Annotated in this window: 12 protein-coding genes; 5 read left to right on the forward strand and 7 right to left on the reverse strand. The window is 71.8% G+C overall.

Annotated features, from left to right (window positions below):
- Nucleotides 1-5: 5 nt before the first annotated feature.
- From FHS39_RS22295 to FHS39_RS22305, 3 genes are all read left to right on the forward strand, one after another.
- A complete protein-coding gene (locus FHS39_RS22295) occupies nt 6-452 on the forward strand; it encodes an Rrf2 family transcriptional regulator (RefSeq protein WP_184351214.1) in 447 nt (148 codons plus the stop codon).
- Between the two features lie 86 nt (nt 453-538).
- The gene (locus tag FHS39_RS22300) at nt 539-1,726 is read left to right on the forward strand and encodes a globin domain-containing protein (RefSeq protein WP_184351215.1); all 1,188 of its coding nucleotides are present in this window, start codon (nt 539-541) and stop codon (nt 1,724-1,726) included.
- A 176-nt stretch (nt 1,727-1,902) separates the two neighbouring features.
- On the forward strand, nt 1,903-3,489 hold the full coding sequence (locus tag FHS39_RS22305) for a CocE/NonD family hydrolase (RefSeq protein WP_184351216.1): 1,587 nt from the start codon (nt 1,903-1,905) through the stop codon (nt 3,487-3,489).
- Here FHS39_RS22305 and FHS39_RS22310 read toward each other — a convergent pair.
- From FHS39_RS22310 to FHS39_RS22325, 4 genes are read right to left on the reverse strand one after another with little or no spacing between them, the layout of a single operon-like run.
- Complete coding sequence (locus tag FHS39_RS22310; protein WP_184351217.1) at nt 3,486-4,352, reverse strand: amino acid ABC transporter permease; 867 nt, start codon at nt 4,350-4,352, stop codon at nt 3,486-3,488. The genes FHS39_RS22305 and FHS39_RS22310 overlap by 4 nt on opposite strands.
- Nucleotides 4,349-4,993: an amino acid ABC transporter permease gene (locus FHS39_RS22315; protein WP_184351218.1), complete on the reverse strand. Its 645-nt coding sequence runs from the start codon at nt 4,991-4,993 to the stop codon at nt 4,349-4,351. The genes FHS39_RS22310 and FHS39_RS22315 overlap by 4 nt, the downstream gene beginning before the upstream one ends.
- Nucleotides 4,994-4,998: 5 nt before the next feature.
- Entirely contained in the window at nt 4,999-5,940 is a 942-nt protein-coding gene (locus FHS39_RS22320; protein WP_184351219.1) for a glutamate ABC transporter substrate-binding protein, read from the reverse strand.
- A gap of 17 nt (nt 5,941-5,957) precedes the next feature.
- Complete coding sequence (locus FHS39_RS22325; RefSeq protein ID WP_045932561.1) at nt 5,958-6,701, reverse strand: amino acid ABC transporter ATP-binding protein; 744 nt, start codon at nt 6,699-6,701, stop codon at nt 5,958-5,960.
- 214 nt (nt 6,702-6,915) lie between these two features.
- Here FHS39_RS22325 and FHS39_RS22330 point away from each other — a divergent pair, with 214 nt between their 5' ends.
- Nucleotides 6,916-7,755 carry a UTRA domain-containing protein gene (locus tag FHS39_RS22330; RefSeq protein ID WP_184351220.1) on the forward strand — a complete coding sequence of 280 codons (840 nt, stop codon included), beginning with the start codon at nt 6,916-6,918 and terminating at the stop codon, nt 7,753-7,755.
- 23 nt (nt 7,756-7,778) lie between these two features.
- Here FHS39_RS22330 and FHS39_RS22335 read toward each other — a convergent pair whose 3' ends face one another.
- Nucleotides 7,779-8,222 carry a DUF6278 family protein gene (locus FHS39_RS22335; RefSeq protein ID WP_045932559.1) on the reverse strand — a complete coding sequence of 148 codons (444 nt, stop codon included), beginning with the start codon at nt 8,220-8,222 and terminating at the stop codon, nt 7,779-7,781.
- A gap of 139 nt (nt 8,223-8,361) precedes the next feature.
- Between FHS39_RS22335 and FHS39_RS22340 the strand changes: the two genes are divergently transcribed.
- The gene (locus FHS39_RS22340; protein WP_246470404.1) at nt 8,362-10,194 is read left to right on the forward strand and encodes an SGNH/GDSL hydrolase family protein; all 1,833 of its coding nucleotides are present in this window, start codon (nt 8,362-8,364) and stop codon (nt 10,192-10,194) included.
- A gap of 27 nt (nt 10,195-10,221) precedes the next feature.
- Here FHS39_RS22340 and FHS39_RS22345 read toward each other — a convergent pair whose 3' ends face one another.
- Both FHS39_RS22345 and FHS39_RS22350 read right to left on the reverse strand, forming a co-directional pair.
- On the reverse strand, nt 10,222-11,001 hold the full coding sequence (locus tag FHS39_RS22345; RefSeq protein ID WP_184351221.1) for an exodeoxyribonuclease III: 780 nt from the start codon (nt 10,999-11,001) through the stop codon (nt 10,222-10,224).
- Between the two features lie 39 nt (nt 11,002-11,040).
- Complete coding sequence (locus tag FHS39_RS22350) at nt 11,041-11,685, reverse strand: MBL fold metallo-hydrolase (RefSeq protein WP_184351222.1); 645 nt, start codon at nt 11,683-11,685, stop codon at nt 11,041-11,043.
- Nucleotides 11,686-11,717 lie beyond the last annotated feature (32 nt).

Raw genomic sequence — 11,717 nt, forward strand, 5'->3', positions numbered from 1 at the left:
ACACCGTGCGACTGACCAAGAGCACCGACATCGCCCTGCGCATCGCCATGCGCCTGGCCGTGGCCGACGAGGAGGCCCCGGCACCGACCACCCGCGAGGTGGCCGGCACCGTCGGCGTGCCGTACACGCACGCAGCCAAGGTCGTCAGCCGCCTCCAGCATCTGGGGGTCGTCGAGGCCCGCCGGGGCCGCGGCGGCGGACTCGCCCTCACACCCGCCGGGCGCAGGGGGTCGGTAGGCCGCCTCGTCAGGGAGCTCGAAGGCACGGGCGACGTCGTCGGCTGCGAGGACGAACCGCCCTGCCCACTGCGCTCGGCGTGCCGGCTGCGCGGCGCCTTGCGCGAGGCACAGGAGGCGTTCTTCGCCGCACTCGACCCGCTCACCGTCGAAGACCTGGCCGGTCCGCCCACCGGACCGGTCCTGCTGACCCTGAGCACACCGCCCGGAAGTTGACATTTCCCCCTCCCCCGGGGGTCTGTTCGCACCACTTAAAATACGAATCTCAGATGCATATTTTGGACCCCCGCGAGGAGCCGTCGATGCTGTCCCCGAAGTCCACCGAGACCGTCCGCGCCACCCTTCCTGCGGTCGGCGGCGCCGTCGGCGAGATCACCACGCTCTTCTACGACAAACTGTTCGCCGCCCACCCGCAGCTGCTGCGCGACCTGTTCAACCGCGGCAACCAGGCCAACGGCGAGCAGCAGCAGGCGCTCGCGGGCGCCATAGCCGCCTTCGCCACCGCGCTCGTCGAACACCCGGACGTCCGGCCCGACGCGATGCTCTCGCGCATCGCCCACAAGCACGCCTCGCTCGGCATCAGCCGCGAGCAGTACAAGGTCGTCCACCTGCACCTCTTCGCGGCCATCACCGAAGTCCTCGGCGACGCGGTCACCCCCGAGGTCGCGGCGGCCTGGGACGAGGTCTACTGGCTGATGGCCAATGCCTTGATCGCCCTGGAGGCGCGGCTGTACGAGCAGGCGGGCGCCCTGCACGGCGCGACCTGGCGCTCCTGCACCGTCGTCGAGCGCCGCCAGGAGACGGCCGACGTGGCCACCTTCGTCGTCCGCCCGGACGGAGGCGGGCAGGCTCCCGACTTCCGGCCCGGCCAGTACGTGTCGGTCCAGGTGACCCTGCCCGACGGCGCCCGGCAGATCCGCCAGTACAGCCTCTCGGGCCGACTGGACGACGCCCTCCAGTTCTCCGTGAAGCGGGTCGCGGGCGACCCGGCGGGCGAGGTGTCGAACCACCTCCACGACCACCTCGACGTCGGCCACACCCTGGACATCAGCCACCCCTTCGGCGACGTCGCCCTCGACGACGGCGACCACCCCGTGCTGCTCGCCTCCGCTGGCATCGGCTGCACCCCGATGATCGCGATGCTCGGCCACCTCGCCGACACCGGCTCCGCCCGCCGAGTCATCGCCGCACACGCCGACCGCAGCGAGTCCGACCACGCCTTCCGCGCCGACCTCGACCAGCTCACCGCCAAGCTCCCCGACGCGGTCGCGCACGTCTGGTACGAGCGCCCCGAAGGCGCCTGGCCCGCGGACCGCACCGGCCTGGCCGACCTCTCCCGCCTCGACATCCCCGCGGGCACCACCGCCTACCTGTGCGGCCCCCTGCCCTTCCTCCGCGCGGCCCGCGCCCAGCTGCTCGACGCGGGCGTGGCCGCCGCCGACATCCACTACGAGGTCTTCGGCCCCGACCTGTGGCTCGGCGCGGCGTAACGGTTCCGGACGCAACGGAGCCCGGGGCAGCGCAACCACCCGGGACCCATCCGCCAATTGTTACCCATGCGTAACATGCCGCGGTATTACCGTCGGTAAACAACCGAGGTTACCGTCGGGTCACTTTGCATCGGCGTGCCGCCGCCCACCCGCGGCACCGACGTCAGGAGTGACCCGTGCGACGACGCTCTCGTCAGGTCCTGCGCTCCGCGGCCGCGGGGGCCGCCACCGCCGCGCTGCTCGCCGTCGCAGCCCCCGCACCCGCCCATGCCGTCGCCGGCACCACCCCGGCGGCGGCGACGGCGCGCCAACCGGCCGCGGCGGGCGTCCGCTTCACCGACATCCCCGGCTCCGGCGGCATCACCCTCAAGGGCAACGTCGTCGCCCCCGCGGGTGCCGACGGCTCACGCCGCTATCCGCTCGTGGTGCTGCCCGCCAGCTGGTCCATGCCGCAGTTCGAGTACCTCGCACAGGCGAAGAAGCTGGCCGACTCCGGCTACATCGTGGTCAGTTACACCGCGCGCGGCTTCTGGCTCTCCGGCGGGAAGATCGAGACCGCCGGCCCTCCGGACGTCGCCGACGCCTCCAAGGTCATCGACTGGGCCCTCGCCCACACCCCCGCGGACCCGGAGCACATCGGCATGGCAGGCGTGTCGTACGGCGCGGGCATCAGCCTGCTCACGGCCGGACACGACCGGCGCGTCAAGGCGGTGGCCGCGCTGAGCGGCTGGGCCGACCTCCTCGAGTCCATCTACGGCGAACAGACCCAGCACGCCCAGGCAGCCGCGGTGCTCGGCGGCCTGGGCGCGGCCACCGGGCGCCCCAGCGACGAACTCCAGAACATCCTGAAGTCCTTCCTCGGCTCCGACCTCGGCAAAATTCCGGAGATGACCGCGTGGGGCGCCAAGCGCTCGCCCCTCACCCACCTCGACGACATCAACGCGGGCGGCGCCGCCGTGCTGCTGGGCAACGCCTGGGGCGACTCGATCTTCCCGCCGAACCAGTACGCGAAGTTCTACGAGCGGCTCACCGGCCCCAAACGCCTGGAGCTGCGCCCCGGCGACCACGCCACGGCCGAGGCCACCGGGCTCCTCGGACTGCCCAACGACACCTGGACCAGCACCCGCCGCTGGTTCGACCACTACCTCCGGGGCGCCGACAACGGCATCGACCGCGAGCCGCCCGTACAGCTGAAGTCCCGCTCGGACGGCGGCTACGACACGTACCGCAGCTGGGCGGACGTGGAACGCACCCGCCGCACCGTGGCCTTCGACGGCACCAGAACCATCCGCGCGGGCATCGACTCGGGCGCCGACGGCGGCGTCGCCCTGCTCTCCAGCACCCTGGACCAGTTCTTCAAACTGCCGCCGATGGTCTCCGTACCGCTGCTGCCCCGCGCCTTCGCCGCCGTCTGGCAGACCGGCCCCTACGCCGAGGCACAGCACATACGGGGCAACGTCAGGCTGCACACCACGCTGACCGGCGACAAGGAGAGCGGCACCGTCGTGGCCTACCTCTACGACGTGGGCCCGCTGGGCGTGGGCAAGCTGGTGAGCCACGCGCCGTACACCTTCCACGGCCGGACGCCGGGCAAGGCCTTCGGGGTGGACCTGGGGCTCTTCTCGACCGCGTACGACGTCCCGGCGGGCCACCGCCTCGCGCTGGTCCTCGACACCGTGGACCCGCTGTACATCGCGCACAACCCGGCCGGCGCACGCCTGACGTTCGCCTCGCCCGAGCTGTCGGTACCGGTGAAGTCCTAGGGGTGCGGCCCGGCGCCCGGCATCAGGGTGCCGGGCTCGGCCGCGGCGACCTCGACGGCCTCGGTCTTCGGGCTGCGCCGCTGCCGCTTGGCCATCCAGGTGGCGAACCACGACAGCAGCATGCACATCCCGATGTAGATCGGCGAAATGATCATCACGACGGGGATGAAGGGCAGGTCGTAGTCGAGGTTGCTGGCGATCAGCTTGCCCGCGTGCAGGAACTCCTCGTAGGTGATGAGGAAGCCGAGCGAGGTGTCCTTCAGGGCCACCACGAGCTGGCTGATGATGGTGGGCATCATCGCCCGCACCGCCTGCGGCACGAGGACGTACGTCATCACCTGGGTTTTGATCATGCCCAGCGCGAGAGCCGCCTCCCGCTGCCCGCGCTCGACCGAGTTCACGCCCGAGCGGAAGACCTCGGCGAGCACGGAGCCGTTGTAGAGGGTGAGCCCGGTGACGAGGGCGGGCAGCGGCTGCACCTTGAGGGCGACGAAGACGAAGAAGATCATCACCAGCACGGGCATCGCCCGGAAGAACTCCACCACCAGCGTGGCCGCCCAGCGCACCGGCCGGTGGGCGGACAGCCGCCCGCAGGCGAGGATCCCGCCGAGGACGAGGGAGAACACGGCGGCGAAGACGAAGGCCTTGAGCGTGTTGCCGAGGCCGCGCAGGAGCATCTCCTGGATGCCCTTGTACTCGAAGGGCGTCCACTTGGCGGCCGTGAACTGGTGGGTGTCGAAGAGGAGGTAGACCACCCCGGCGAGGATGACCAGGATGACGGCGGTGGCGATGATCCCGTAGAGGCGGTGGCGGCGCCGGGCGAGCGGGCCGGGGATGTCGTAGAGGGCGGTACCGGCGGTCATCGGGCGACTCCCCAGCGCTTCTCCAGCACGTTGAAGATCGCGCTGATGGACAGGGTCACGATCAGGTAGCCGACGGCGATCCAGACGAACGTCCAGACGATGTTGTAGCCCAGCTCGTTGAGCGTCTTGTACGTGCCGAGCAGCTCGGTGACGCTGAACGACCCGGCGATCGCCGAGTTCTTGGCGAGCGCGATGAGCGTGGAGCCGATCGGCGGGATGACGGAGCGGAAGGCCTGCGGCAGGACGACGAGGCCGAGGGTCTGCCGGAAGGTCATGCCGAGGCTGCGGGCCGCCTCCCCCTGGCCGGTGGGCACGGTGTTGATGCCCGCGCGCAGGGCCTCGCAGATGAAGGCCGAGGTGTAGCAGCCCAGGGCGAGGACTGCGAAGAGCTGGAAGGGCAGGACGATGCCGAAGCGCGGCAGCCCGAGCAGCACCGCGAAGAAGAGCAGGGTGAGCGGGGTGTTGCGGAGCACCGTCACCCACGCCGTGCCGAAGGCGCGCAGCGAGGCCACGGGGGCGACGCGGAAGGAGGCCATCACGAAGCCGAGGGCGAGGGCGAGCAGCGAGGAGTAGACGGTGAGCTCGACGGTACCGAGCAGGCCCTCGGCGTAGAGGGAGAGGTTGTCGATGAGGACGTTCATCGCGGTCAGCTCCCGTAGCGGTCGACGGCGGGCGGCTGCGGGGCGGGCACCCCGGACAGGCCGAGGGTCGCGTCGTAGGCCTTCTTCCAGTCGCCGTTCTTCTCGTGGGCTTCGATGGCGTTGTCGAGGGCGAGGCGCAGCGCGGTGTCGCTGCGGGGCATGCCGATGCCGTACGGCTCCTGGGAGAAGGGCTTTCCGGTGACCTTCAGTTCGTCGGGGACCTTGGCCGAGTACCCCATGAGGATGGTGTCGTCGGTGGTGACGGCGTCCACCTGGAGGGTGAGGAGGTTGTCCACGCAGATCGAATACGTGTCGTAGGCGACGGCCTTGGCGCGCGGGTAGTCGTGCTGGATGCGCTGCAGCGGGGTGGAGCCGGCCGCGGAGCAGACCTTCTTTCCGGTCAGGTCCTGGGGGCCGTTGATGCCCTTTTCGTCCTTGCGGATCAGCAGCGACTGTCCGGCGATGTAGTACGGGCCCGCGAAGCCGACCTGCTTCTTGCGCCGGTCGTTGATGGTGTAGGTGCCGACGTAGTAGTCGATCTGGCCGTTCTGCAGGGCGGTTTCGCGGTTGGCCGAGGCGATGGTGCGGAAGGCGATCGTGCCGGGGTCGAAGCCGAGCGAGGCGGACATCATCTTGGCGATCTCGATGTCGAAGCCGGAGTAGGTGCCGGTGGCCGGGTCCTTCTCGCCGAGGTAGGGCTGGTCCTCCTTGGCGCCGACGACCAGGTGCCCGCGGCTCTTCGCGGCCCGCCAGACCGGCGAGTCGGGCAGCTGGAAGCCGTTCGCCACCTGGTAGACGGGCAGGCTGCCGGGCTTGGGTCCCTTGACGGGCGGGCTGCCCTCCTTGCCGCAGGCGGCGGCGAGCAGGGCGAGACCGGCGAGCGCCACGGCGGCGAGGGTGCGGCGGGAAGCCCTCGTGTGCGACGTCCTCGTGTGCGGAGTCCTCATGTGCGCAGACACCCCGCTCAGTGCTTGAGGATCTTGGAGAGGAAGTCCTTGGCCCGGGCGCTGTGGGGATCGGTGAAGAACTCCTCGGGGGTGCGGTCCTCCACGATGCGGCCGTCCGCCATGAAGACGACGCGGTTGGCGGCGGAGCGGGCGAAGCCCATCTCGTGGGTGACGACGAGCATCGTCATCCCGTCCCGGGCGAGCTGCCGCATGACCTCCAGCACCTCGTTGATCATCTCCGGGTCCAGGGCGGAGGTGGGCTCGTCGAACAGCAGCGCCTTGGGGTCCATGGCCAGGGCGCGGGCGATGGCGACGCGCTGCTGCTGGCCGCCGGAGAGCTGGGCGGGGTACTTGTCGGCGTGGCCGAGCAGGCCGACCCGCTCCAGCAGCTCGCGCGAGCGCCGCTCGGCCTCCTCCTTGCCGCGCCCCCGGACCTTGAGCGGGGCCAGCGAGACGTTCTCGAGCACCGTCTTGTGCGCGAAGAGGTTGAAGGACTGGAAGACCATGCCGACGTCGGCGCGCAGCCGGGCGAGCGCCCGGCCCTCCTCGGGCAGCGGCTGCCCGTCGAGGAAGATGGTGCCGGACCCGATGGGTTCGAGGCGGTTGATGGCCCGGCAGAGCGTGGACTTGCCGGAGCCGGAGGGGCCGATGACCACCACCACCTCGCCCCGGTCGACGGTGAGGTTGATGTCCTGCAGCACGTGCAGTTGCCCGTAGTGCTTGTTGACGTCCCGCAGTTCGATCAGAGGATCGACGGCCATGCCAGCCCTACCCACTCTCAGCTGTCTCGCAGTCGCCGCAAACTATCCGCATCCATACGGGACTTCCCTGCTGACACGCGCAGATAGGAGGATTAGGCCAAATCCACACCGCTTTGCCCGCCATTTGCCCTAGGTACACAGACCGAGCCTGGGTACCTAGCCTGTGGGGTCCGGATGGGGGAACCCGGGGACGCCCGGGGGAAGGGAGACCGGTGTGGGCGACAGCAGGCCCGTGTATCTGCGCATCGCCGACGACCTTCGGCGGCGCATCGACGAGGGCGCGCTCGCCGTGGGCGAGCGCATCCCCTCCCGCTCCGAGCTCAAACGCACCTACGAGGCCAGCGACCAGACCGTCGACCGCGCGGTCCGCGTCCTGAAGGCCGCCGGTTATGCGCAGGGGCAGTTCGGGCGGGGGGTGTTCGTGACCGACCGGGCGCCGCTGGGCACGCTGCTGCGCTCGACCGGTGCCGTGGACTCGCCCTTCGCCGCGGAGATCCGGGGATACGGGGCGCGCCAGGGGCAGGAGTTCGGCCGGGCGTACGGGCCGCGGCACGTCCGGCACGGCGAGCACGGCCCGCCCGACGGGAGCGGCGCCCGCGAGACCGCCCTGACCTGGGAGGCGTCCTCCAGCGAGCTGCCCGCCAGCGCGCCCGTCGCCCGGCGGCTGGGCATCGGCCCCGGCGAGCCCGTGCTGTGCACCCAGTACGAGTACCTGGCCAACCGGCACCCCGTGCAGCTGGCCACCAGCTGGGAGCCGCTGACGATCACCGAGGGCACCGACGTCGCCCTCCCCGAGCGCGGGCCCTATGCCCGCCGCGGGGTGCGCGGCCGGCTGGCCGCCATCGGCATCCGCGTCGTACGGGCACAGGAGCTCGTCGGGTCCCGGCCCGCCACCACCCCCGAGGCCGAGGCGCTGGGCTGTGCGGCCGGCCAGTGCGTCACCGTCGTCGAGCGCACCCACTTCGACGGCGACGACCGGGCCGTGGAGACCTCCGACATCGTCGTCCGCGCCGACCGCTGGCGGCTCGAATACACCATCCCCTTCACCAGCTGAGTCGCCGGGCGCCGGCGGCTCACTCAGTTCTCGGCGATCTCCCCGTACAGCTGGGACAGCTCCGGGGCGCCGTCGGCCGCCCACTCCCGGCCCGCCTCCACCACGTCGATCTCCCGGCCGTTGACGAGCCGGACGACGGGCTGGCCGTCGGGCCAGATCCACCAGCCCGCGCCCGCCACCGTGCGGACGATGACCGTGCCCAGGTACAGCCCCGCGTCGTTACCGAGCCAGGGCACCAGCTCCGGGTCCTCCCGCCAGCGCGGCTGCAGTTGGTCGAGCGCCTCCAGGGACGACGGCGAGTCATCGAGCGCGACACCGGCCGACTGCGCGTGCGCACGCAGCAGTTCGCACTCCGCCAGCAGCTCGGCCAGGCCCTCCGGGTCCCGCTCCGCCGCCTCCGGCAGCGCCGCCGCCCCGGGCGCCTGACCGTGCCGCTTGCGCCAGCTGTCCAAGAAGGGAATGTTCATACCGGCCAGGATCTCACTCGCACGGATGGCCCCACCACAGGCGCGCTGCACCCGACGTGGCCGGTCGGCCTCCTTGACGTTCCCCGAATGTCTCCTTAGCTTCATGCCGCCATACTCGGAGCGGGGAACGCTGGGAGGCATGACGCGCATGCTCGGCACATCGAAACCCAAGGCGCTCGTCGCCGGACGTCACAGACGGTGGACCGGGGCGGGGCCCGTCGCCTTCGCCGCCGCGTGCGCCGTCGTCTTCTCCGGCGCGCCCGCCCTCGCCGACGCCGGCGCACGCAAAGAGCCGCTCCCCTTGGAGCGGCTCTTCGACAATGCGGCGGTCAGCGACGAGGCGGACCCGGAAGCCGCGGACTTCGACGGGGCGGGCGGCTCGCTCTCCGCCCAGGACCTCGCGGACGCGGGCTGGGAGCCGGGGCAGCGCCTGGTGATCGACGCCTCCCGGCTGCGCTGGCCCCGCTCCGCGCCCGGCAGGCCCGACAACGTACGGGCCGCCGGCCAGCAGGTGGAGCTCACCGGGCGCGGCGACGCGCTCACCTTCCTGGTGGCCGGTACGGGCGGCGAGGCGAGCGGCAGCGGCACCGTCCGCTACCGAGACGGCTCCAGCAGCACGTACGCCCTCACCGCCCCCGACTGGCGGCGCGGACCGCTCACCACCAAGGCCGTCGGCCTGCCGCACCGCAACACCCCCGACGGCACCCTGGACGAGACCACCCGCCTCTACGCCGTGACCGTGCCGGTCGCGCGCGGCCGGGAGATCACCTCCGTCGTGCTGCCGAGGACGCCGGCCGCGGGCGCCCGCCTTCACGTCTTCTCCATGGCCCTGCGCGCTCCCACGAACGGGTGGACCGGCAGCTGGGCCGCGTCCACGTCCGGGTACTCCCCCGTGGCGTGGACCGACCGGACGCTGCGGCTGATCGTGCACAGCAGCGCGGGCGGTCCGCGCACCCGGCTGCGGCTGGAGAACACCTTCGCGCAGCGGCCGGTGCGGATCGGGCGCGTGACCGTGGCGCTCCAGGGCAAGGGCGCGGCGGCGGCCGCACGGCCCGTGCCGCTGTCCTTCGGCGGCCGGGAGGACACCGAAATCCCCGCCGGCGCCCAGGAGTCGAGCGACCCGCTGGGCTTCCGGGTGCCGCCGGACACCAATCTGCTGGTGAGCATCCACCTGCCGGGGACCGTGCGGGCGGTGCCCGTGCACAGCTACAGCAACCAGGTCTCGTACCTGACCGCCGACGGCCGCGGGGACCGCACGGGCGACGTGGACGGCACCGTCTACGGGCAGCGGCTCGACGGCTGGCCGCTGCTGACCGGGGTGGACGTCGGCGGCGGGCCCGGATCCGTGGTGACCCTCGGCGACTCGATCACCGACGGCGAACGGTCGACGCCCGGGGCCAACGGCCGCTGGCCGGACCTGCTGGCCCGGAGGCTGCGCGCCCAGCACACCGTGCCGGAGCTCGGCGTGCTCAACCACGGCATCTCCGGGAACCAGGTGGCGGCCGACCGCTACCCGGGCGCCGGCACCAGCTCCGTGATGAGCGGGGTCAGCGCGGGCCACCGGCTGGAGCGCGATGTGCTGGCCCAGACGTCGGTCCGTACGCTCATCGTCTTCGAGGGCGTCAACGACGTGCGCGCGGGCACCAAGGCCACACAGATCATCGCGGTCATGCGGTCGATCGCGGTCCGGGCGCACGAGCGGGGGCTGCGCGTCATCGCGGCGACCATCGCGCCGTGCGGCGGCTTCCACGACTGCACCGCCGAGGCCGACGCCCAGCGCATGGCCGTCAACCGGCACATCAGGGCCAACGGCGGCCTCTACGATGCCGTGTTCGACTTCGACGCCGCCATCCGCGACCCCCAGCACCCCGAGCGGATGCTGCCGCGCTTCGACGGCGGCGACCACCTGCACCCCAACGACGCCGGAATGAAGGTGTTCAGCGACACCGTCGACCTGCGCAAGCTGGTCTGACCACGGGGCCCCGGGGGCGCCCCGGTCTCACACGTCCAGGTCGACGACGACCGGCGCGTGGTCCGAGGCGCCCTTGCCCTTGCGCTCGTCGCGGTCGACGTAGGCGTCCCGCTTGGCCTTGGCAAAAGACTCGTTGCCGTAGACCAGGTCGATGCGCATGCCCCGGTTCTTCGGGAAGCACAGCTGGCGGTAGTCCCAGTAGGTGTACGGGTGGTCGTACTTGAGCGGGCGCGGCACGATGTCGGACAGGCCCGCGTCGCGCAGCGCGGCCAGGGCGGCGCGCTCGGCGGGGGTGACGTGGGTGGAGCCCTCGAAGACGGCCGGGTCGTAGACGTCCTCGTCGGTGGGGGCCACGTTGTAGTCCCCCAGGACGGCGAAGGGCAGCTCGCCCGTGGCGTCGGCGGTGACCGCGTCGCGCAGCGCCTCCAGCCAGTGCAGCTTGTAGGCGTAGTGGTCGTGGCCGACCTCGCGGCCGTTGGGCACGTAGACCGACCAGACGCGGACGCCGCCGCAGGTCGCGGAGATCGCACGGGGCTCCTGCCCGCCGTCGTAGTCCGGGCCGCCGGGCAGGCCCACGACCACGTTCTCCAGGCCGACGCGCGAGAGCACCGCCACGCCGTTCCACCGGCCGGTGGCGTTGACCGCGGCCTCGTAGCCGAGCGCGCGCAGCTCCTCGAACGGGAACGCGTCCTCGGCGCACTTGGCCTCCTGGAGGCACAGGACGTCGGTGCCGCTGCTCTCCAGCCAGGCGAGCAGCCTGGGCAGGCGGGCGGTGATCGAGTTCACGTTCCAGGTGGCGATGCGCATGAAGCCACCCTAACGGCCGGGTCCGACAGCCGGACTCCGTCAGAGATCGATGCTCTGGCCCGCCGCCAGCCGGGAGTGGTCCGCGCCGCCCACGCCCGGGCCGCCGGGGCCGAGCATCCGGTCGTAGACGGGCCGGGCCAGGTCGGTGAGGAGCGCGTCGTGGATGTCGATCGCACGCCGTGGCCCCACCTCCCGTACGTAGTCGATGACCTCGGAGACCTTGTTCCAGGGGGCCATCACCGGAACCATCAGGGTGTCGACCGGCCGGCCGGGCAGCGTCAGCGCGTCGCCGGGATGGAAGACGGAGCCGTCCACGAGGTAGCCGACGTTGGTGATCCGTTCGATGTCCGGGTGGATCACGGCGTGCAGCTGGCCGTGCACCTGGATGTCGAAGCCCGCGGCGGTGAAGGCGTCGCCTTCGCCGACGGTGTGCACCCGGCCCGGGAAGGCCGCCGAGACCTGCTGGGCGACGCTGCGCAGGGTCCACAGCTCGGCGGCCGGATTCGCCTCCAGGGCGGCCCGCAGCCGCCCCACGTCGAAGTGGTCGGGGTGCTCGTGGGTGACGAGGACGGCGTCCGCGCCGACCGCGGAGTCCTCCTCGCTGAAGACCCCCGGGTCGATGACGAGGGTCCGGCCGTCCTTTTCGAGCCGGACGCAGGCGTGGCTGTGCTTGGTCAGCTTCATGGGCCCATCTTGCTACGGCCCTTCGGCCCCGG

The organism is Streptomyces olivoverticillatus (genome assembly GCF_014203555.1).
Lineage (GTDB): Bacteria > Actinomycetota > Actinomycetes > Streptomycetales > Streptomycetaceae > Streptomyces > Streptomyces olivoverticillatus.

What these genes read in the sequence shown, in the direction of transcription:
- FHS39_RS22345 (WP_184351221.1), bottom strand. Translation starts at nt 11,001, where the DNA reads ATGCGCATCGCCACCTGGAACGTGAACTCGATCACCGCCCGCCTGCCC.
- FHS39_RS22310 (WP_184351217.1), bottom strand. Translation starts at nt 4,352, where the DNA reads ATGACCGCCGGTACCGCCCTCTACGACATCCCCGGCCCGCTCGCCCGG.
- FHS39_RS22320 (WP_184351219.1), bottom strand. Translation starts at nt 5,940, where the DNA reads ATGAGGACTCCGCACACGAGGACGTCGCACACGAGGGCTTCCCGCCGC.
- FHS39_RS22335 (WP_045932559.1), bottom strand. Translation starts at nt 8,222, where the DNA reads ATGAACATTCCCTTCTTGGACAGCTGGCGCAAGCGGCACGGTCAGGCG.
- FHS39_RS22325 (WP_045932561.1), bottom strand. Translation starts at nt 6,701, where the DNA reads ATGGCCGTCGATCCTCTGATCGAACTGCGGGACGTCAACAAGCACTAC.
- FHS39_RS22350 (WP_184351222.1), bottom strand. Translation starts at nt 11,685, where the DNA reads ATGAAGCTGACCAAGCACAGCCACGCCTGCGTCCGGCTCGAAAAGGAC.
- FHS39_RS22340 (WP_246470404.1), top strand. Translation starts at nt 8,362, where the DNA reads ATGACGCGCATGCTCGGCACATCGAAACCCAAGGCGCTCGTCGCCGGA.
- FHS39_RS22315 (WP_184351218.1), bottom strand. Translation starts at nt 4,993, where the DNA reads ATGAACGTCCTCATCGACAACCTCTCCCTCTACGCCGAGGGCCTGCTC.
- FHS39_RS22300 (WP_184351215.1), top strand. Translation starts at nt 539, where the DNA reads ATGCTGTCCCCGAAGTCCACCGAGACCGTCCGCGCCACCCTTCCTGCG.